The following is a 22,630-nucleotide window of genomic DNA, read 5'->3' as shown; positions in this document are numbered from 1 at the left end:
ATGTCCGACCGCTACGCCGTCATCGGCAATCCCATCGCTCACAGCAAATCGCCCGCGATCCATGCCGCCTTTGCGCGCCAGACCAGGCAGGATCTGATCTACGACCGCATCCTCGGCGACCCGGCCGATTTTGCGGGCGAGGTCAGCCGCTTCATGGCGGCTGGCGGCCTGGGCCTCAATGTCACCGTTCCGTTCAAAGAACAGGCCTGGGCGCTGGCAAACGAGCGCAGCTCAAGGGCCGAGCTGGCGGGTGCGGTCAATACCCTGATCCGGCTGGCCGATGGCCGATTGCGCGGCGACAACACCGATGGCGTGGGTCTGGTGCGTGATCTGGCCGACAACCACGGCTTTGATTTCGAGGATGCACGGGTGCTCCTGCTCGGCGCGGGCGGCGCGGCGCGCGGTGTGCTGCGGCCATTGCTCGAAGCCGGACTGAAACGGCTGGTGATTGCCAACCGCACCGCGATCAAGGCGCAGGAGCTGGCCGCACTCGGCGTAACCTGCGGGCCGGTGAACGGTTGTGGACTGAATGAGCTGGCGGGCGAGCGCTTCGATCTGATCATCAATGCCACTTCGGCGGGTCTGGCGGACGCCGTGCCGCCGATTCCCGACGACTGCCTGATCGCTGGCGGCTGGATCTACGACATGCTCTATGGCGATGCCCCCACCGCCTTCCAGCGCTGGGGTCTGGATCACGGTGCCGCGCAGGCATTGGACGGTCTCGGCATGCTGGTCGAACAGGCTGCCGAATCCTTCCATCTGTGGCGGGATGTGCGTCCGGATACCGCACCGGTGATCGCCCTGCTGCGTCATCCACGTTAAACCGCGTCCAGCACGACAAACATCATTTTCACCTTGTGTTTGGCTCCGGGGTCTTCGCTGAACTCAGTGGGGACGCGGTTTAAAATCTCATATTATTTAAAATCTTAAACCGCGCCAGCTCCGACAGTCGTCGATTCCGCCAAGGCTGACTCAATCCAGAAACCTCGCATGCCGCAACGGGCGCGGTTTAAGAGTGATTTGCATTAAAATGGACCGCAGAATAATATGGGAATCATTCTTGTTCGTTTCCCGTTGAGGCCATCTGTTCATGAATTCCTCCATGACGCTTCACGCGCTGCCTCCTGGCATGACTGAAGCCCTGCTTTCCGCGCCGCTCGCTGACGCGCTGCCACAACCTGAGATCAATCACGCCAAGCCCTTTCCACTCACCATGGCCAGGGAAGGCGAGCAGGTGCGCATCCAATCGCTTCAGGGCGGGAAGGGGCTGGTGATGCGTCTGACCGAGCTGGGTCTGAACCAGGGTACCGAAGTACGCATCCTGCAACGTCAGGGCTGCGGTCTGGTGGTCGCGCGCGGCGAGACGCGGATCGCGCTGGGCGGCGGCATGGCGGCCAAGATCCTGGTCACGGCGGTGGCGCCATGACTGACACCCTGAAAGATTTTGCGGTGGGCGAACAGGGGCGTGTGCTCGGCTTTCAGGCCGGCGGTGGCGCCTATCGGCGTAAGCTCCTGTCGATGGGGCTGACACCGGGCGTGGCGCTGGAGGTGATCCGGGTCGCACCGCTCGGCGATCCGGTCGAGGTCCGGGTGCGCGGCACTTCGGTCAGTCTTCGGCGCGATGAGGCAGCGGCGATCAACATGGAGCGCATGGGATGAAACAGACCTATACCATCGGCGTCGTCGGCAACCCCAACTGCGGCAAGACGACACTCTTCAATGCGCTGACCGGTTCGCGCCAGCAGGTCGGCAACTGGTCCGGAGTCACGGTCGAGCGCAAGACCGGGCGTTATCGCTTCGGGGATGCCGATGTCACCCTGATCGATCTGCCGGGCACCTATTCACTGGATGTCACCGATCAGTCCGTCTCGCTCGACGAGCGCATCGCGCGCGATTTCGTCCATGCCCGTGAGGCGGATGTCATTCTCAATATCCTGGATGCATCGAGCCTGGAGCGGAATCTCTATCTCACCACCCAGCTCATCGAAATGGGCCGTCCGCTGGTGCTGGCGCTCAATATGATGGACGTGGCCGGGGAGCGCGGACTGACGATCGACTGCGCGGCGCTCGCGGCGCGGCTTGGCTGTCCGGTGGTGCCCATCGTCGCCGCGTCCGGGGAAGGACTGGATCAACTGCGCCGGATCCTGCTGGAGACCGGGGCGGCGAGCGCCGACAAACCGGCCATCGCGCCGATCCGCCTGGACTATGGCGAAAAGCTGGAAGACGCCATTGCGGCGCTGGAGCCGCGACTGACCGATATCGCCGCCGCAGCGGGCGATCCGTCGCGCTGGCTGGCGGCGCGGCTGATCGAAGGCGACGATCTGGCGCGCACCCTGGTTGGCGACCGGATTGACCCGCACGACATCCGCGACCTGCTCGGGGCCGATGCCGACGATGCCGATATTCTCTTCGCGGATGCGCGTTACGGCTTTGCACATGCCGTGACCCAGGCCAGCGTCACGCATTCGGGCAAGGTAGCGCGCAATCTCTCCGACCGGCTCGACCGGATCATGCTCAATCGTCTGCTGGGCATCCCGATCTTTCTGGTGGTCATGTACCTGATGTTCATGTTCACCATCAACATCGGCGGCGCCTTCATCGATTTCTTCGACCTCGCCGCCGGAACGATCTTCGTCGGTGGAACCGCCGAGGTGCTGGCGTCCATCGGCACCCCGGAATGGCTCATCATCGGTCTGGCCAACGGCATCGGCGGCGGTATTCAGGTGGTCGCCACCTTCATCCCCATCATCGCCTTCCTTTATCTCTTCATGTCGGTGCTGGAAGACTCGGGCTACATGGCGCGGGCCGCCTTCGTCATGGACCGCTTCATGCGCAGCGTAGGTCTGCCCGGCAAGTCGTTCGTCCCGCTGCTGGTCGGTTTCGGCTGCAACGTGCCGGCGATCATGGCGGCGCGCACCCTGGAGAATCCGCGCGACCGCATCCTCACCGTGCTCATGGCGCCCTTCATGTCCTGCGGGGCGCGGCTGCCGGTCTATGTGCTCTTCGCGGCGGCCTTCTTCGCCACCGGGGGACAGAATATCGTCTTCGCCCTCTATCTGATCGGCATCGCCGCCGCCATGCTGACCGGCTTCATCCTCAAGCGCACCCTGCTTGAGGGACAGGCCATGCCCTTCGTCATGGAACTGCCGCCCTATCACCTGCCGACGCTCAAGGGCGTGCTACTGCGCACCTGGGATCGCACCAAAGGCTTCGTGGTGCGCGCCGGTTCCATCATCGTGCCCATGGTGCTGGTCATCAATGTGCTCAACAGCACCGGCACCGACGGCAGTTTCGGCAACGAGGACAGCGAACGCTCGGTACTGGCCGAGATCGGACGCACCATCGCCCCGGCCTTCGGCCCCATGGGTCTGAATGCGGAAAACTGGCCGGCGACGGTCGGCATCTTTACCGGCATCCTGGCAAAAGAGGCGGTCGTCGGCACCCTGGACGCCACCTATTCCGCGCTCGGCACCGCCCCTGCCGATCCGGACGCGGAAACGGAAGAAGCGGCGCCCTACAGTCTCCAGGCCGGTCTGGGCGAAGCCGTGGCGACCATCCCGACCAATCTCATCGACGCGCTGGGCACCTGGTCCGATCCGCTGGGTCTGGACGTCGGCGATCTGAGCGATCCCGAGGCCGTCGCCGAGGAGCAGGAAGTCACCACCGCCACCTTCGGCGCCATGGCCGAACGCTTCGATGGGACGGCTGGCGCCTTTGCCTATCTGCTCTTCATCCTGCTCTATTCGCCCTGCGTCGCCGCCATCGGCGCCATCCAGCGTGAAACCACAGCCGGCTGGGCGGTCTTCGCGACCCTCTGGACTACGGGACTGGGCTATGTCACCGCGACGATTTTCTACCAGTCCGCGATCTTCGCCCGCGATCCGGTCAGCTCGTCGACCTGGATCGGTGGCATGCTGGCGCTGCTGATCGCCGTCGTCATCGGCATGCGGCTCTGGGCGCGACGTGCGTCCGCCACGCCCGCGCTGGCGCGGGACGCAGCCTGAAGGCCGTCGCGACTGGAACCGCAAAGGCGCAAAGTACGCAAAGAAAATTGTTGAAATCCTTCGCGTCCTTCGCGCCTTTGCGGTTCAAAAGCATTGTCAGACCAAACGGAGGGGACACATGATCGTCACCGAGCTTGCGCACTATCTGCACGACACCCGCCGCGCCGCGCTGCGCGATCTGTCACATCGTTTTGATACCGACCCGGAGGCGCTGCGCGGGATGCTCGACACCCTGGAGCGCAAGGGCCGGGTGCGCAGGCTGCCGGCCAACACCCCCTGTGGCGGGGGGTGCTGCCAATGCGATCCGGCCAGTATCGAAATCTATGAGTGGGTCGATTGATGCGCGGTCTATAAACCGGCGTGTGCGGCGATGGCCGCCGCCAGCACGGCGGCCACGTCCTCGCGGCGGCGTTTGGTGGAATAGTCCAGCAGTTCGGGGTGTGTCTCCAGAAAGCCGGTGTCGAAGCTGCCGGAGCGGAAATCGGGATGACGCAGGATTTCCTGATAGAAAGGAAGCGTGGTCTTGACCCCATAGACGCCGATGTCGCGCAGCGCGCGTTCGCCGCGATTGACCACATCGTCCCAGCTCAAGGCCCAGACGATGACCTTGGCCAGCATGGAATCGTAGTGCGGCGGCACCGTGTAACCGGTATAGATGGCCCCATCGGTGCGCACGCCGGGACCGCCGGGGGCGTAATAGCGCGAGATGCGCCCGAAGCTCGGCAGGAAGTTGTTCTTCGGATCCTCGGCGTTGACGCGGAACTGCATCGCAAAGCCGCGCCGCCCGATCTCGTGCTGCTTGAAGCGCAGCGGCAGACCGGCGGCGATGCGGATCTGTTCCTCGACCAGATCGACCCCGGTGATGGTCTCGGTGATGGTGTGCTCGACCTGGATGCGGGTGTTCATCTCCATGAAATAGAAGCGCCGCTGCGCGTCCATCAGGAACTCGACCGTACCGGCGTTGGTGTAATTGACGGCGCGTGCTGCCAGCACCGCCAGACCGCCCAGATACTGACGCTCGGCCTCGTCGAGCTGCGGCGAGGGGGCGATCTCGATCAGCTTCTGATTGCGTCGCTGGATCGAGCAGTCGCGCTCGAACAGATGCACGCAGTTGCCATGCTGATCCGCCAGCACCTGCACCTCGATGTGGCGCGGGTTGACCACGCAGCGTTCCAGAAACACCTCGGCCCGACCAAATGCCTTGGTCGCCTCGGAGATGACGCGCTCATAGTTGTGACGCAGCGCGCTCGCATCGTCGCAACGCCGGATGCCGCGTCCGCCACCGCCAGAGGTCGCCTTGAGCATGACCGGGTAGCCCAGTTCATCGGCGACCCGCAGTGCTTCGTCCAGGTTTTCCAGATTGCCCGCGCTTCCCGGTGTCACGGGCACGCCGGCCTTCTGCATCGCCAGCCGCGCCTCGGTCTTGTCGCCCATGCGCGCGATGACCTCGGCGGTCGGGCCGATGAAAGTCAGTCCGCGCCGCACGCAGGCGCGTGCCAGTTCCGGGTTCTCGGACAGAAAACCGTAGCCGGGATGGACGGCATCGCAACCGGTCGCCAGGGCCAGATTGACGATGTTATGGATATTGAGATAGCCCGCCAGCGGATCACTGCCCAGGCTGTAAGCCTCATCGGCCTTCTTCACATGAAGCGAATGGCGGTCGGCCTCGGCATAGATGGCCGCCGAGCGGATCCCCATCTCGGCACAGGCGCGGATCACACGCACCGCAATCTCGCCACGGTTCGCGATCAGAATCTTACGCAGCATCGGTTTGTCTCTGAAACGGCCGGTTCAGGGGCCGGAATGGCGGTTGGCGAGCGACCTCGCCGTTTATGCAGGTTCGCGGCAATATAACGGAAGGATGGAATCGTGCAAAGGGATAGAGCCGTAGGAGCCCGCTGGCGGGCGACAGTCGCCCGCCAGCAGGCTCCTACGCTGGTCCGGCGAGAATCCGGTAAACATCCGCCAGCGCCCCGTCGCCACCCACATTGCCGGGGAAGATGACTGTCGGCAGACCGGGGAAACGCGGGTGATCGTCCGGGCAACGCACCACCGAGCAGCCGGGGTGAATCTGACCCAGCACGCGGGCGGTGCGCAGCGCCAGTCCTTTGCTCAGGGTGTCGTTGGAGGTGATGCCGCCCTTGCTGACGAGAAAGCCGATCTCGCGCGGCAGATCGCGCACGATGTCGACCAGCAGACCGGACACCCGCTCGCCGAAGGCCAGCCGTTCGGCCTTGGTCGGAAACTGGCGCTCGCCCCGACTGGTATAAAGCACCACACCGCGATTTTCGGCCTGCGCAGCGGCGAGCCGCTCCAGCAGATCACGACGCAGCGCCGCCTCCTCGTCCAGCAGGCGCTCCAGATCGATTTCAATCGGAAGCACATCCGTGGTATCGATGAGCGTCTGCAACTGCCGGGTCGATTTCGCGACATGCGAACCGACCAGCACCACGCCAGCACGTCCATTCCGCACGAATCGGGACATGGCGTCCGGCGCCACCGGCTGCGGCGGCAGTCCGGCAAAGGCGGTCAGCAGACTGGCCGCACTGCGGAAAAGAAAGCGCCTGCCCTCCCCCGCCGCCGCCAACACCTGACGGGCGAAGCCGTCGAGATCCGCCTGACACTCGGCATCGACCACACAGCAGACATTGCCGTGCAGGGCACGCAGCCGCCCGCCGATGTCTGAGCGAATGTCGGTCAGGCCGAAACGCTCGACCTGATCCGCCGTGATGCGCCCGGCGGTCTTTTCCGCGACATAGTCGGGCAGAAAGGCATGGCGATAGCCGAACACCGAATCGCTGGCGAATTCGGTCTCGTTGACCGGCACCGGCTGACCATCGACCAGCAGATAATGCACCCCGTCGCGGGTGATGCGCCCGCCTTCAAAAAAGGCCGGCACCAGAAAATGGGCATCGAAGGGGCCAAGCTCCTCGGCGATCACATCCGTCTCCACCGGATAATGGCCGCGCAGGGTGGAATCGGAGCGGCTGACCACAACCGGGCGGATCGCCTGACCCGCATCCGCCAGCCGGCGCAGCGCTTCGCGCAGATTGACGCAGATCTCGCGGGTGACGGCGGCGGCCTCGGTGGCACTCATGCCGCGCGTGTTGCTGAGAACGAAAAAGAGCGGCGAGTCGTCGGTCAGCGCCTCAGCGAGCGTGTCGACATCCCAGCGCGTCAGCAGCAGACAGCCGTGAACGGTCTGCGAGCCGGTGGGATCGTCGTCGATGACGATGATTCGGGTCGTCGGGGTTAGGGGCATGGTGTTGGTGCTCATTGGTCGATTGACGTAGGAGCCCGCTTGCGGGCGACTCTCGCCCACAAGCGGGCTCCTGCATTCATCCCATCAGCTCACGCGCGCGCTGTTCCAGCGTCTCGGCGCTGATGCCGTTGAAGGCCATGAGTTCGGCGGGACTGGCCGTCGTCTCGCCGCGCTGCCAGCCGAACAGATCGCGTGCGGCGGCGCGCGAGCGCAGCAGCACCGGCTCCAGTGCGACGGTGCCGCCGCCGCTGACACCAATCAGCGCCTCGCCGTGAAACAGCGCGTCGAAGTCCGTGTCGCTCATGAAAAGGTCATCGGGCTCGGCGCTGTGCAACCAGGCGACATCCCGCGCGCGATACAGCCGGCGCGGATTGACCACGGCGACGATGCGCACCCGATAGCCCGCCGCTTCCAGCCGTTCCCTGGCGGCAAAGACCGGCAGCAGAACCATGTCGCCGGTCACCGCGAAGACGACCGTCCCGGCGCTTCCGCTGGCAGACTCGTAGAGACAAACCGCCCCGCAGTCGATAGCCTCACGCGCCTGCTCCGGTGTGACATACACCGGCAGCGGTGATTTGGACGCGACGATGCTGATGCACTTGTTGGACTGCGCCACCGCCCAGCCATAGGCGGCCTGGATCAGGTTGGCGTCAGCCGGATAGAGCAGATAGACATTGCCATTGCGCATCTGCCCGCCGATGTAGTTCTCGATCTCGGGGCGCTGATGGGTCCAGCCGTTGCGACCCTGCTCCAGTGCACCAGCGGTGAACATGGAAACGACCGCCGGAGTCTTGCGCCGCAGTTCGGCCATTGCCTGACCGACCGTCTGCACGATGGGCCAGCCGTTGATGGCGAAGCTCTCGTAAGACAGCCAGAGCGACCGCCCGCCGAAGAGCGCCAGACCCGCCGCGAGGCCGGCGCAGGCGTCTTCGTTCAGCGGCTCATAGACCTGTCCGGTCGGCGACTGGTTGTAGAGCGGATCGACGGTCGGATGACGGATCTTGAGCGCATCGTTGATCGCCTTCATCGCCGACGCCTCGTTGCCGTCGGCATTGGTCACCACGAACAGCGGATCGCGCCGGCCCAGTTCGGCCACCATCGCCGCGAAGGCGCTCGCCGGCACCGCCGATTCGCCGGGTGCGAAATCCTGTGTCGGCAGGGCGCCGATGTCGGTCAGCGGACGCTCGAACTCGGTCACTACCGTCTGGCCGGCAGGTCCGCCACCGGCGCGTTGCAGATTGGTCCGCACCAGCGCCCAGGCCTCCGGCGACAGCGCGCCGCGCTCCAGCGCCTCGGCGATGTTGGGCTTGTCCGCCCTGTCGCCCGGATAGAGATTGTGCGACTTGGCCCCGGCGGCATGAACGCCGGACCCTTTGAGCTGCTTGACGATGACCGCCGTCAACGTCCCGCCCAGCGCCGAGTCGGCGGCCTCGCGCATCCCTTCCAGCAGGGCGCGGCTGAAGGCCAGACGCGCCTCGGGGCTGAAGCGGGTGCTGTCCACATAGGCGCCCTCCTGCCCGGCATCGTCGTAAGCCTTGGCATCGATCAGGATGACGCGTGCGAAATCGTGCGCCCGCCAGTAGTCGATCATGGCGTCGTTGTCCATCAGCGACACCATCGAATGATGCTCCTGACTGTAGCCATTCCAGATCAGCACCGGCAGGAAGTTGGTGATCTCGGGATACCCCGTATGAAAATGCTTCATCGCCGAGAGGATATAGGGTTCGCCCAGCCCGCCATCGCCGATGGTGCAGGGAAAGAGCCTGTCACGATTCAGATAGGCCCCGGCCATGGCGAAGTGCTGACCCTGACCGAGCGGACCCGCCGGGGCCAGCAGACCCGGAATCGCGCCCGAGAGATGCCCCAGCAGCCCGTCGCGCTCGCGAAAGCGGGCCTGAAGCTCGGTCATGGTGCGGATGCCCATCGCCTCCAGCGAGCCATCCAGGAACATGGCGCTGTAGAAACCGGGTGCGTGATGACCGACCTCGGTCACGATATTGGTATGCCCCAGCATCGCCAGCGCCGCATAGGCGTCCGCCGCGCTGGCGAAACCGCCTGGATGCCCCGACTCCTTCGCGGCACAGAGCTGAAGGGTCAGATAGCGCAGCGCATCGGCCAGCAACCGGGTCTGATAGACGGCCGCCGCATCGATCTCCTGAATGCCGGTCTGACCGTCGCAGATGGCGGGCGTCTGACCGAGGCGCGCAAAATCATCCGATGGCGCGCTGAAATGCAGGATGCCATCGCAAAAATCGGGCGCGGACGGGCTGGGACGGGTGATTACAGTGGTCATCGTTTTTCTGCCTTCTCGGGTTGTATTGCGGGGCCGTCTCGGCCAGGGCCGCTTGCGTTAGGGGGAGACTTTAGGGAGCAGGCGAGAATCCCGCAATAGGGGACGAACAGCACATGGGTTCACGCATAAACCTTGTGGTAAGGTTGCGCCCGTTTTGATTTCCTTGACATCAACGAGGGGGCGTGACGATGCGACATGATGGTTTGAAGACCCTGGCTGTGACGCTGGGACTGGTGGCGGCGCAGACAGTATCTGCTTATGACCTGCCGGCGGTGAATCTCGGTTTTACCAGTTTTCTGGATGGCGGCCCGCCGTCTGGTCCCGGCTGGTATGTCCAGCAATATGTGCAGTTCTACCGCAACGGCCAGCTCAAGGATGCCCATGGCAGCAACCTGCGGGTGCCGACCGCACGCGGCCTGGAGACTGCCGAAGTGGACGCCAATATCGGCATCACCCAGCTCACCTTCCAGTCCGATCAGGAACTGGCGTTTGGCGGCAAATGGGGCATGAATCTGATGCTGCCCTATGCCAGCTTCGATCTGGAGCCGGAGGATAATTTCGCGCTCTCCGCCAACAGCGGCAATCTTGGCGATCTGCTGGTCGGGCCTTTTCTGCAATGGGATCCGATCATGGGCGAGAACGGACCCCGTTTCATGCAGCGGGTCGAGTTCCAGATGCTGCTGCCGACCGGCTCCTATGATGACGACCATGCGCTCAATCCGGGCAGCAACTTCTTTTCGTTCAATCCCTATTGGGCGGCGACCGCTTTCCTGACGCCGCAATGGACGCTCTCCTGGCGTCTGCATTATCTGTGGAACGCCGAGAACGAGGATCCCTTCAAACCGACCGGCGCCAATGACTCACAGGCCGGACAGGCCATCCATCTCAATTTCGCCAGCGCCTACGAAATCCTGCCAAACCGGCTGCGGCTCGGCATCAATGGCTATTACCTGAAGCAGTTCACCGACAGCAAACTCGATGGGCACGACGTGGCGGACAGCCGGGAGCAGGTCTTCGCCATCGGGCCGGGGCTGGTCTACCATGTCTCGCCGCATGACCATCTGTTCCTCAATGCTTATTGGGAAACCGAGGCCGAGAATCGTCCCGAAGGCACGCGGATGAATCTGCGTTTCGTGCATCATTTCCAGTAAGACAGACACCGGAACGAAGTCAGACGCGCACTACGACGAACCGCCGCCCCTGGGGGCTGGCGGTCCCTTCGATCGGATCGACGCGATCAGGCCCGGCACGCACCGTGGTGAAGAAGCGCATGGACGGCATCTTGGTGAGGCACGGAGCGGGGCGAGCATGGCATGGGACTGCCAGATGTCCGGCGGAAAACCGGTGCCAAAACAATGATGAGCAAATACATCAAGCTGTATTACTATCGCGGGCGCTTGCTCTTCACCCTTAAATTAAAGTATGCCCGGTTCGGTTCCCGAAAAACTGGCTCGGATCGCCGCCTGAACCAACGGCCGAGTGGAAAACGAAACACGCCGGAACCTCAGCGGAGATGACGATGCTCGCCATGAATAGCCTGAAATCGATGCGTTCACCGGGAACCTGGCGTGCGGCGGGGGCCGCCCTGTGGCTGTTGAGCCTGATTCTGACCGGCGCACCAGTGACGGCCAGCATCCTCTCCACGTCGCCACCCGTGCGCGAAGCGGCCTTTATCGACACCGGTCTCGCAGATTGGCAGGTCTTGCGTGATGGCGTGAAGCCGGGTGTCGAAGTCGTGCTGCTGGATGCGGGCGCCGATGGTCTGGCGCAGATGGCGGCGTGGGCGCAAGGACGGTCGGGTTATGACGCGATTCATCTGCTGAGCCACGGCAACAGCGGAGTCATCAAGCTGGGGGCGCTGACGCTGAGCAGCGACAACCTGCAACAGCACAGCGACACGTTGACCCGAATTGGCAGTGCGCTGACCGAAGATGGTGACTTTCTGGTGTATGGCTGTGAGGTGGCCGAAGGGCAGACGGGGGTGGAGTTTGTCAGGAAATTGGCGCAGGCCACCGGAGCGGATGTGGCGGCTTCGGATGATTTGACGGGTGCGAGCGGGCTGGGCGGGGATTGGATTCTTGAAAGCGTCTTGTCTTTGAGTAGTGAAGTTTCAACGCCCTCCATTTTCATAATGGCTTACAACCAGGTGCTAGATACCATTGATCTACTTTCACATGGCACTAGCGCATCACCTATTACTTGGGATGGAACATCTGGGAGCGATATCTTTTCTATTTCCATCATTAATGACAACCAGTATGAATACGCGTGGGGGGTGGCTTCCAACAAAGGGGTTGGTATTGAGGATGAAATTCATACCCACAATATCATCACCAATTTTCAGGCAGCCACTGATAGATTTGACTTTACTTCTGTAATTGCCAGCTTTGATCCAGGGACCGTCACCTTTGAAGCGCAGCCCACCTTTTTGTCGAGCGACAATATTTTAAAAAGAACACCGGATATAACTAATGTTGTTATCGTCACACCTGCCAAAGAATCAGCTGGAGATGCATCCACAACCGCAACGACCGGGACTGATGGAACATTCATCAATGTGGTTGGCAACAATGGTGATTGGTATAACTTTTTCCTTCCTGGCGTGATTTACACGGATCTGACGATCAATAATTTCTTTCCATCGGTAAATACCGCCCCCACCCTGACCGCCACCGGCATCGGCACGGCGTTTATTGAGGGTGAAGGCGGCGGGATTGATGTGTTTGCTGGCGTTACCGCCGACACGGGTGATGGCAGCGAAACATTCACCGGCGCTACGCTAACCGTTACCGGCGTTACCGACACCACGGAATATCTGATCATCGCCGGCACCCAGGTGGCGCTGACCGATGCGACCAGCGGCACCATTACCGGGGTTGGCAGCTATGCCGTGTCGATGGCCGGTGGCACCGCCACCGTGACCCTCAGCGGCATGACCGCCAGCAACGACCAGATGGGCGGACTGATCGACGGCATTCAGTATTTCAACAGCGATGCCAGTGTTACGGCGGGCAACCGTGTGGTGACCCTGACTGGCATCACCGATAGCGGGGCCAGCAGCAATAGCGCCGTCCTGAATATCGCCGCCACGGTCGTCGTGGTCGATGTCAGCAACGCGACCCTGGTCGTTAATGTCGGCACGGATTCCGATTCAATCGGCAGTTCGCTTGCCAATGATCTCACCGACAATGGTGGCCTCACCCTGCGCGAGGCGATGCACTGGGCCGATTTTACCGGCGGCGCAGACTTTATCGAGCTTCGAACAAATGTGACCCTGAATGCCGCCAATTTTGATCTGCCCTTTATACGGGGCTATACGCTGATAAAAGGCAACGGCTTCAAGATTGATGGTGCCGCCTACGCTGGCTTCAGCATGGGCGAACAGTCCGGTTCGCGCATGGTGCTAGAAGACATTGAGTTGACGAATTTTTCCGATGATAATAATTTTTTCGCTGGAGCGGCATTTCTTTCCTTGAATGCGCCTGGCACGCTGAGCGCTGCCATCCGAGATGTCTCATTCTATGGCAATAATTCGACGGGGGGTATTGGGGGCGGCGTGGTTTCCGTGAGTGCGGATACTGCCAATACGCTAATTCTTGTTGATATACAGAACTCAAGATTCCTGAATAATGATGTGAGCAATAATAAAGGTGTCATTGCTGTTAATAGTATGAACGCTGGAACGGCGGTTGTTAACGTCACAAGTTCAGCGATCTATGACAATAGTGGACCCGCTGCCATTGATGCCTATACGCTTGGCGCTGGAAACAGCATTTATATGAACGTCAGCAACAGCTCAGTCGCTGGCAACGTTGTAGGGGTGAACCTGGATCCGGCTGGCGGCACGATCAGTGTCAATATCTTAAACTCTATCGTCGTTGACAATACGACCGCGAATATTGTGGGTTCAACCAACTCACAAAGCAGCCTGACAACGAATTCTTCGGTCAACTTTGTCAATTCCGGCAGCGGTGATTACCGCCTTGCCGCCGCCGCCAGCAATGCCCTGAACGTGGGCGATGCCCATTACCTCACCGGCTCGCTTGATGTCCGTGGCCTGCAACGCGTCCGCAACGGCGCCGTCGATATCGGCGCTTACGAATCATGGCTGAACGGCGCGGCCCCTTCGGTGGACGTCAACGGCAGCACCGGCGGCGTCAATTACACCAACCCGGCCAGCAGCGGCTATACCACCGGCATTACCGTGGTCGATTCCGCCGCCACCGTCACCCAATCCGACAGCGAAACCCGCATTTGGAAAATGAGCGCGGCGCTGACCGGCAATGTCGATGGCACCAGCGGGGCCGACGAAACCCTGTTCCTGTCTGATGCCAATCTGCTGGCCGCCCAGCAATCGGGCATTGCGGTGACCGGCAATAACACCGCCACCCTGACCCTGATCGGCGGTGATACGCTGGCCGACTTCCAGGCCGTGCTGCGCAACATTCAATACAAGAATGTCGATAGCACCCCGACAACCGGCGCCCGCACCGTCACCATCACGGTCGACGATGACGCCACGGCCAGCGCCACCGCCACCATCACGGTGACCACCGCCGTCGCCCCCACCGTCGCGCTCTCCATCAACAACGCCACCGTCGCCGAGGCCGCCGGCTCCTCCACTATCACCGCGACCTTGAGTGCCACCGCCAGCACTGACACCACCATCACGCTCACCCCGTCCGGCACGGCGACCGGCAGCGGCACCGACTACACGCTGTCCTCGACCACCATCACCATCACCGCCGGAAACACCACCGGCACCGCGACCCTGAGCGCCGTGCAGGATGCGCTCGACGAGGACGACGAGACCGTGATCCTCGACATCACCGGCGTGTCGGGCGGCGGCGGGGCGACCGAGAGCGGGTCGCAGCAGCAGACCATCACCATCACCGACGACGATCCAACGCCCAGCCTGTCCATCGCCGATGTCAGCCAGGCAGAGGGTAACAGCGACACGTACATGACCTTCACCGTCACCTTGAGCGCCGCCTCCGGCAAGACCGTGACCGTGAACTACGCCACATCCGACGGCACCGCGACCGTAGGCGATGACTATGCTGGCGTCAGCGACATTCCCCTCAGCTTTGCCGCCGGGGAAACCAGCAAGACCTTCGACGTCCTTATCGGTGGCGACACAACGACCGAAGCGGACGAGACCTTCACCGTCACCCTGTCCAACCCCAGCAACGCGACGATCTCCGACGCCACAGCCACCGGCACCATCACCAACGATGACATCCCCAATGCCGCCCCCACTGACATTTCACTGAGCAATGCCACCCTCAGCGTTTACGACGGCAGCAATGCCACCGTGGGCACCCTCACCAGCACCGATGCCAACGGCGGGGACACCCACACCTACACCCTGGTGAGCGGCACGGGCGATACCCATAACGCCTCGTTCAACATTTCCGGCGACAGCTTACGTGCGAACGATGCGAGTGCCTTGACAGCGGGCAGCTATTCCGTGCGGATTCGCAGCACCGATAGTGGCGCCGGCCATCTGACCTATGCAAAAGCCTTCACGATCACGGTGACCGACACGCTGATCGTCACCGTCGCCGCCATCGATGCCAGCGCCCCCGCCGGCAGCTACGCGGCCGATCTCGCCGACGGCGGCGGTCTCGACCTGCGCGAAGCCCTGGCCCTGGCCGGCGGCGGCGGCAAGACCATCGGCTTTGACGCTGGTCTCTCGGGGCAGACGATCACGTTGGGCGGCGGCTACGCCGTCGCTGCGGGAACCACTTTCGACGCCGACACGGTCGGTACGCTGACCATCACCGGACAGACACTGTCGTTGGCGGGCGCCTTCAGCGTGACCAACGGCACGGGCGATACCCTCACCATCAATTCCCATCTGGCCGACAACGGCAGCGACACCTCCGCGCTGACCAAGAACGGCGCGGGCACCCTGGTGCTGGGCGGCACCAACAACACCTCCAGTACCGGGCTGAACACCATCATGGCGAGCGCCGGGAGGTTGCAGATCAGCGCCGCCACCAATCTCGGCACCGACGGCGTGACCTTGAGCGGCGGCGTTACCTTCGCCACCGCCGGCAACACGCTCACCGCCACCAACACTTTTGCGATCGATACTGGCGGCGCCTTCTTCAACCAGACCGGCGGCGGACATCTGACCCTCTCCAACCAGGTCTCCGGCGATGGGCTGCTGACCAAGACCGGCGGCGGCAGCATGACCTTGTCCGGCAACAACGATGCCCTTGCCGGCGGCGTGACGATCAACAACGGCACGGTCAACGCGACATCGACGGTCGAAAGTCTCGGCTACGGGTCGGTGACGCTGGGCGGCGGCATGCTCGTGCTCACCGACGCCGGGACCATCGCCAACGACATCACGGTCAGTGGCGCCGCAACCATTTCCAACAGCGACGCCGTCACCCTGTCCGGGGTGATCTCCGGGTCGGGGATCCTGACCAAGACCGGCGCCGGCAATCTGACCCTTGCCGGCGCCAACACCTACAGCGGCGGCACCACGGTCTCGTCCGGCACCCTCATCGGCACCTCGACCAGCCTGCAAGGGGCCATGACCAACAACGCCACGGTTGAGTTCGCCCAAGCCGCCGACGGAACCTACAGCGGGATCATGAGTGGCACGGGGGGTCTGACCAAAACCGGCGCGGGGACACTGACTCTGTCGGGCGCGAACACCTATACCGGCGCGACCACAGTCTCTGCTGGGACGCTGTTGATCCAGGGCTCCCTGGCGGGCAGCGTCGCCGCGACCGCCGGCACCAGGCTGGGCGCAACGGGCGGCGTTGGGACGACGGGCAGCGTGGCGACCGGCGCGCTGACCATCGCAGCGGGCGGCACCCTGGCGGCCGAAATCAACGGAACCACCGCCGGAACCGGCTATGACCAAATGAACGTCACGGGCGCGGTCAACGTCAGCGGCGCCACCCTGGCCCTGACCCTGGGCTTCACCCCGGCGGCGGGCAACAGCTTCATCCTGATCAACAACGACAGCACGGACGCGATGACCGGAGCCTTCTCGACCGTGACGGTCGGCGGAACGCCCGTGACCGTCACCAGCAACCGCTTCACCACCGGCGGTCTGATCTACGAAATCAGTACCAGCGGCGGCACGGACAGCAACGATCTGACGCTGACTGTGGTAGACACTACCGCGCCCACCGTCCAATCCGTCGCTGCCCCGGCGAATGCCACATACAAGATCGGCGACACCCTGGATTTCATTGTCACTTTCAGCGAAGCAGTCACCATCAGCGGCACGCCCTCCATCGCGCTGACGCTGGATACCGGCGGCACGGTCCAGGCCAACCTGAACGGCACGGTGACCAATAGCACGACGGGCACCTTCCGCCACACCGTGATCGCTGGCAATCTGGATCTGAACGGCATCGGCGTGGCAACGGCGATCACCCCCAACAGCGCGACCATCCGCGATGCCGCCAGCAACGCCATGACCAACTTCGCCTTCACCCCGCCGACCACTACCGGCGTACTGGTGGATGGCGTTCGCCCGGACAAGGCGGCAGTCAATCCGATCACCGCCAGCGATACCGACAACGACGGCACTTACGACGCCAGCGAAACCCTGACCCTGACCTTCACCGAGGCGGTGGACGCCACCCACGTCATCGTCGGCAATCTGACGGTGAGCAATGGCCATAGCCTGGGAACAGGGGCCGGCCTCACCCCAAACACTGGCCATGCGGCAAGCTTCACCCTCACCCTGGGGACCGGTCCGACGCTGGCCGTCGGCGACACCCTGACGCTCACGGCGGCCAATGTGGTGGATCAGGCGGGCAATCAGGCAAGCGGCGATGTCGTCTTTACCGTACCGACCCTCAACGCTGCGCCGGTCGCCAGCGCCGTCACCCTCACCGGCACGGCGGCGGCAGGTCAGACCCTGACCGGAACCTACACCTTTACCGACGCCAACAGCGATGCCGAGAACACCGGCGGGGGCGGCTCCAGCTACCGTCTCGTGCGCTCCGCAGACAATGACGTCGCCACGACGGGCGACAACACCGACGCGGTTACCGCGACCGCGACCGGCGGTGCCCCCGGCAGCGACACCTATGTCCCGGTAGCGGCGGATATCGGCCAGTACCTGTTCTACTGCGTCACACCCGCCGCCAGCGCGGGCACCAGTCCCGGCAGCGAAGTCTGTTCCAGCGCCGTCGGGCCGGTGTGTCTTTCCGCAACGGCGACTGTCACCAGCTCCGCCGACAGCGGCGCCGGCAGTCTGCGCCAGGCGCTGGTGGAGGTCTGTGGCGGTGGCGCCATCGGCTTCGATGCCACGACCTTTGCCGCCCCGCAAACCATCACCCTCGCGAGCGAACTGACGGTGGGTAAACACGTGACGGTCAACGGCGGCACTGCCCGCAACGTCACCGTCAGCGGCAACAACGCGGTGCGGGTGTTCCATGTCAATGATGGCGCCAATCTCACCCTCAACGACCTGAGCGTGGTCAATGGCCGTGTCACCGCCACTGGCGGCGGCGGGATTGACAACGGCACCGGCAGTCTGACCCTGAACCGCGTCTCCCTCGCCGACAACGTCGCCACAGGTGTGAATGGTGGCGCGCTCTACCAGGCCCCTGGCGGCAGCGCGACCCTGAACGAGTGTCTGGTGCGCGGCAATTCGACGACCGCCTCCGGCGGCGCCCTGTTCAACGACGGCACTCTCAGCCTGCGCAATACGACCGTCACCAGTAATCATAGCGACACCAACGGCGGCGGGTTATTCAACAATCTAAACGCGACCGCCACCGTCACCAATGGCACCTTCCAGGGCAATACGGCCACCACCGCCGGCGGTGCTCTGTTCAACCATGGCAGCAATGCCAGCAGCAATCTGACGCTGAAGAACACGCTGTTAGCCGGCAATACGGCGACGAATGGCACCAATTGCTCTGGCACTGTTGGCAACGACGGTCATAACCTCGACGACGGCACCAGTTGCGCTTTCGGTTCGGCCAACGGCTCCCTGAGCAGCACGAACCCGTCATTGGGCACGTTCGACACGACCACCGGCACCTTCCCGCTCTTGGCCGCCAGTCCGGCCATCGATGCCGGCACCAACACTGGCTGTCCCACGACCGACCAGCGCGGCATCGCCCGCCCGCAGGGCACGAGCTGCGACATCGGCGCCTATGAGGAAGCGAGCCCGATCAACGGCAGTTGCGGCACCGCGAACCAGCCGGCAATCAGCGCGCCGACGACCAATCTCTGCGCCGCCGGTCGCGCCTCGCCGGTTAGCGGCAGCGGCCCCTGGGCCTGGAGCTGTCAGGGCCTGGCCGGCGGCACGACTGCCAGTTGCGCCGCCCCGCTGCGCACCTGGACCGCGACGGCGAGCGTGAATGGCACCGGGGGCTCGATCAGTCCGGCCAGCCAGAGCGTCAGTCACAACGCGCGGGCGAGCTTTGCGGTCACGCCGGCCACCGGCTACGGGATCGCCAGCGTCAGCGGCTGTGGCGGCAGTCTGTCGGGGAGTCTCTACACCACCGGCCCGATCACCGACAATACCTGCACGGTCAGCGCGAGCTTCAGCCAGAACGCGGTGGCGGGGGTGTGCGGCAGCGACCACGGCAAGGCGCTGAGCAGCACCCCGACCAACCTGTGCGCCACCGGCAGCGCCTCGGGGGTCAGCGGCACCGGTCCCTGGACCTGGACCTGCGCCGGCACAGGCGGCGGCGCGCCTGCCAACTGCGCCGCCACGACCTTCCATACCGTGACGGCTACTGCGGGCGCGGACGGTTCGATCAGTCCCACCAGTCGCACCGTCAACGACGGCGGCGTGACCAGTTTCACTGTGACGCCGGACAACGGTTTTGCCATCGGCACGGTCAGCAGCGACACCTGCGGCGGCAGCCTGAACGGCAACCTGTACACCACCGGAACGGTGAATGCCGCTTGCACGGTCACGGCCAGCTTCACCGCGACCAATACCAGCACGACCATCATCAGCGTCAATCCCACGCCATCCAAGATCGGGCAGCCGGTGACGGTGAGTTATAGCGTCAGCACTCCCGGAGCGGCCAGCGATTCGGTGACGGTGACCGCCCAGGACGGCACCACTTGTAGCGGAACGGCGGGCGGCGGAAGCTGTACCCTGACCTTCAACAGCGCCGGCACCAAGACCCTGATCGCTAGTTATACGGGAACGGCAGGGAAGCAAAACAGCGCCTCGTCTGGCACCAACCACCTGGTGGCCGACGCCCCGAGTCTGGCGACGCCCAGCCTGAACAGCGGCGTGGTCGGGGTGCCCTATGCGATGCAACTGGTCGCCAGCGGCGGTCATGTCACCACGGCGACGCCCTACCGCTTCAATGCCACCGGCCTGCCGGCGGGATTCAGCCTCAGCACGACCGGCCTGCTGTCCGGCACCGGGAACACGGCTGCGACCTCCAGCGTCGTCATCACCGTGACCGACGCCCTCAACCAGACCAGCCCGCCGCAAACGCTGCCGCTATCTCTGGTCAACCAGCTCACGGTCGCCACCACCAGCCTGCCCGCTGGCCTGGCCAATGCCCGCTACGAGCAAACCCTCGAAGCCGTCGGCGGCCAGACCCCCTACGCCTGGAGCCTCTTCAGCGGCAGCCTGCCAGCGGGCCTGACCCTGGATGCCGCGACCGGCGAACTCAGCGGCACCCCGACTGATTTAGGCGCCAGCGCCCCCTTCACGATCCGGGTCACGGATGCCGCCAATCGCACCGCCGATCAGGCGCTCACCCTGACCACGACGGCCCCGACGGTGGTCGAAACCAAAAACGGCAGCGAGGTTGCCGCCAACCTCACCCCGGAGCAGGGCGGCAACACCTGCATGCTTGACGACCAGCAAACCCTGATCCTCAATCTGGGCGACAGCGGGGCGCCCGCCGCTCCGCCCACCGGCACCACCTTGCCCTACGGCCTGTTCAAACTGACCGTGCAGGGCTGCACCCCCGGTCAGACCAGACTGACCGTGCGTCTGGTCTACCCGGCGGCACTGCCCGCTGGCACCCGATACTGGAAATACGGCAAGACCGCCGACAATTCGGCTGACCACTGGTACGTCCTGCCCACCGCCGTCATCGAAGGCAACACCGTCAGCTTCACCATCACCGACGGCGGTCTCGGTGACGACGACCTCAGCGCCAACGGCAGCATCACCGATCCGGGCGGCCCCGGCGGCCCGGTCCTCGGGATCGGCGGCGCTCCGGGCAATGGCCAGGTGGGCAGCGCCTACAGTGCCGCGTTGAGCGCCACCAGCGGCACCGGTCCTTATAACTGGAGCCTCGCCGCTGGCGGCCTGCCGCCGGGCGTCACGCTCAACCCCGTGACCGGCGCCCTCAGCGGCACCCCGACCCTGGCCGGCATCTTCACCTTCAGCGTGCAACTGGTCGATACCGGCAACGGCAATACCACCGTCACCCAGCCCTACAGTGTGACCATCGCCGCTGCGGGCGGCGGCGGCCCCAGCCCCGTCAACGGCACCTGCGGCAGCGCCCACAACGGTCTCTTCTATGACCTGCCGACCGGCGCCCTCTGCGCCAGCGGCACCGCCAGCGCCGTCAGCGGCAGCGGCCCCTGGACCTGGAGCTGTCTCGGCAGCAACGGCGGCAGCGCGGCCAGTTGCCGTGCCAACCGCGCCACCGCCACCACCTATACCGTGACCACCAGCGCCAGTGCCGGCGGCACCATCAACCCGCCGTCGCAGGTCGTGAACCAGGGCGCCACCGCCACCTTCACCCTGACCCCGGCGACCGGTTATGCCCTCAGCAGCGTCAGCGGCTGCGGCGGCACCCTGCATGGCACCACCTACACCACCGGCGTCATCACCGGCGCCTGCATCGTCAGTGCCACCTTCAGCCCCCGCCAATACACCGTCACCGCCAGCGCCGGTCCCGGCGGCACCATCGCCCCTGCCAGTCGCCGCGTCAGCCACGGTCTCACCGCCAGCTTCACCCTGACCCCGGCGGACGGTTACGCCATCGACCAGGTCAGCGGCTGCGGCGGTCGCCTCAGCGGGACGACCTACACCACCGCCCCCGTCACCGCCGCCTGCACGGTCACGGCCCGCTTTGCCGTGACCTCCACCTGGCTGGGACTGGTCGGCGACTGGGACGGCGACGGGACCGTCACCGCCGGGCTTTATGACCCTGTCAGCGGACGCTTCGCCCTGCGCAACGCCAACCGCACCGGCCCGGCTGACAGCGTCTTCCGCTATGGCCCGATGAATGCCGGCTGGTGGCCGCTGGCCGGCGACTGGGACGGCGATGGCGTCACCACGGTCGGCTTGTACGACCCGCTGTCCGGCACCTTCTATCTGCGCAACGCCCATACCCCCGGCGTCGCCGATGTCACCTTCCGCTATGGCCCCAAGAATGCCGGCTGGTACCCGCTGGCCGGCGACTGGAACCATGACGGGATCGATACCGTCGGGCTCTATGACCCACGAACCGGTATCTTCTTCCTGCGCAACACCCACACCCCCGGCGTCGCCGATCAGCACTTCCGGTACGGCCCGCTGGATCCTGGCTGGATCCCGCTGGTCGGTGACTGGAATGGCGATGGAACCACCACCATCGGGCTCTACGACGGGTTGGCCGGGCTGGTGTATCTGCGCCAGACCAATACCCCGGGTGTCGCCAATGTGATCTTCCGCTATGGACCGGTTGATAACGACTGGTGGCCGTTGGGCGGCGACTGGAACGGCGATGACACGGACACCATCGGGCTGTTCAAACCGGCGACAGGCACCTTCTATCTGCGCGATAGCAATACCGCTGGAATGGCCGAGTATCCGGATGAAAACGGGTTCAGGATCACGACACCCTCCGCAGCCACCCCATGAGGAGTGTTGGTCATCGGTTTGTCCACGCGGCGATGGAATGACTCCATCGCCGCGTTCAGCATCCATTCTGGGAAAGATGGCTCGAAAAAGTATTGCCCTGCCCTTCTTGTTTTGGCTTGGCGTGCGCCTTCGCAGGCTGACATCTGAACCCGCTTCTGGCGGCAGATCGCTCTGAGCTGGCCGGGCGAGGCCCAGAAAGCGTCTTGCTATCAGCATCGGGTCGCCCGCAAGCGGGCGTCCACATC

General features: G+C 64.1%; 11 protein-coding genes and 1 pseudogene. 8 read left to right on the top strand and 4 right to left on the bottom strand.

All coding sequences use genetic code 11. The features are described from left to right. From aroE to EDC35_RS03845, 5 genes are all read left to right on the top strand, one after another. Positions 1-822: a shikimate dehydrogenase gene (gene aroE / locus EDC35_RS03865; protein WP_132975929.1), complete on the top strand. Its 822-nt coding sequence runs from the start codon at positions 1-3 to the stop codon at positions 820-822. 280 nt (positions 823-1,102) lie between these two features. After that, positions 1,103-1,426, top strand: a complete 324-nt coding sequence (locus EDC35_RS03860; RefSeq protein ID WP_243651411.1) for a FeoA family protein — start codon at positions 1,103-1,105, stop codon at positions 1,424-1,426. Next, on the top strand, positions 1,423-1,659 hold the full coding sequence (locus EDC35_RS03855) for a FeoA family protein (RefSeq protein WP_132975927.1): 237 nt from the start codon (positions 1,423-1,425) through the stop codon (positions 1,657-1,659). The genes EDC35_RS03860 and EDC35_RS03855 overlap by 4 nt, the downstream gene beginning before the upstream one ends. Further along, positions 1,656-4,004, top strand: coding sequence for a Fe(2+) transporter permease subunit FeoB (gene feoB, locus EDC35_RS03850; RefSeq protein WP_132975925.1), 2,349 nt, complete (start codon positions 1,656-1,658; stop codon positions 4,002-4,004). Before EDC35_RS03855 ends, feoB begins: the two co-directional genes overlap by 4 nt. A 118-nt stretch (positions 4,005-4,122) precedes the next feature. After that, positions 4,123-4,344 carry a FeoC-like transcriptional regulator gene (locus EDC35_RS03845; protein ID WP_132975923.1) on the top strand — a complete coding sequence of 74 codons (222 nt, stop codon included), beginning with the start codon at positions 4,123-4,125 and terminating at the stop codon, positions 4,342-4,344. 8 nt (positions 4,345-4,352) lie between these two features. Here EDC35_RS03845 and EDC35_RS03840 read toward each other — a convergent pair whose 3' ends face one another. From EDC35_RS03840 to EDC35_RS03830, 3 genes are all read right to left on the bottom strand, one after another. Further along, complete coding sequence (locus EDC35_RS03840; protein WP_132975921.1) at positions 4,353-5,771, bottom strand: acetyl-CoA carboxylase biotin carboxylase subunit; 1,419 nt, start codon at positions 5,769-5,771, stop codon at positions 4,353-4,355. A 163-nt stretch (positions 5,772-5,934) separates the two neighbouring features. Then, on the bottom strand, positions 5,935-7,266 hold the full coding sequence (locus EDC35_RS03835; protein WP_132975919.1) for a four-carbon acid sugar kinase family protein: 1,332 nt from the start codon (positions 7,264-7,266) through the stop codon (positions 5,935-5,937). Between the two features lie 76 nt (positions 7,267-7,342). Beyond that, on the bottom strand, positions 7,343-9,559 hold the full coding sequence (locus EDC35_RS03830; RefSeq protein WP_132975917.1) for a phosphoketolase family protein: 2,217 nt from the start codon (positions 9,557-9,559) through the stop codon (positions 7,343-7,345). Between the two features lie 188 nt (positions 9,560-9,747). Between EDC35_RS03830 and EDC35_RS03825 the strand changes: the two genes are divergently transcribed. Continuing rightward, complete coding sequence (locus EDC35_RS03825; RefSeq protein WP_132976296.1) at positions 9,748-10,710, top strand: SphA family protein; 963 nt, start codon at positions 9,748-9,750, stop codon at positions 10,708-10,710. A gap of 401 nt (positions 10,711-11,111) precedes the next feature. Here EDC35_RS03825 and EDC35_RS18775 read toward each other — a convergent pair whose 3' ends face one another. Then, positions 11,112-11,375, bottom strand: coding sequence for a hypothetical protein (locus tag EDC35_RS18775; RefSeq protein ID WP_243651467.1), 264 nt, complete (start codon positions 11,373-11,375; stop codon positions 11,112-11,114). On the opposite strand from EDC35_RS18775, the pseudogene EDC35_RS19085 reads away from it, so the two are divergent. Continuing rightward, positions 11,274-11,648, top strand: a pseudogene (locus EDC35_RS19085) (DUF4347 domain-containing protein); the annotation flags it as partial. The gene EDC35_RS18775 and the pseudogene EDC35_RS19085 sit on opposite strands and share 102 nt — an antisense overlap. A 513-nt stretch (positions 11,649-12,161) precedes the next feature. After that, the gene (locus tag EDC35_RS18770; protein ID WP_279387970.1) at positions 12,162-22,385 is read left to right on the top strand and encodes a choice-of-anchor U domain-containing protein; all 10,224 of its coding nucleotides are present in this window, start codon (positions 12,162-12,164) and stop codon (positions 22,383-22,385) included. Positions 22,386-22,630: the final 245 nt, after the last annotated feature.

It is taken from the genome of Thiobaca trueperi, assembly GCF_004342175.1.
Classification (GTDB): Bacteria; Pseudomonadota; Gammaproteobacteria; order Chromatiales; family Chromatiaceae; genus Thiobaca; species Thiobaca trueperi.
This window is presented reverse-complemented; position numbering and strand designations above follow the sequence as displayed.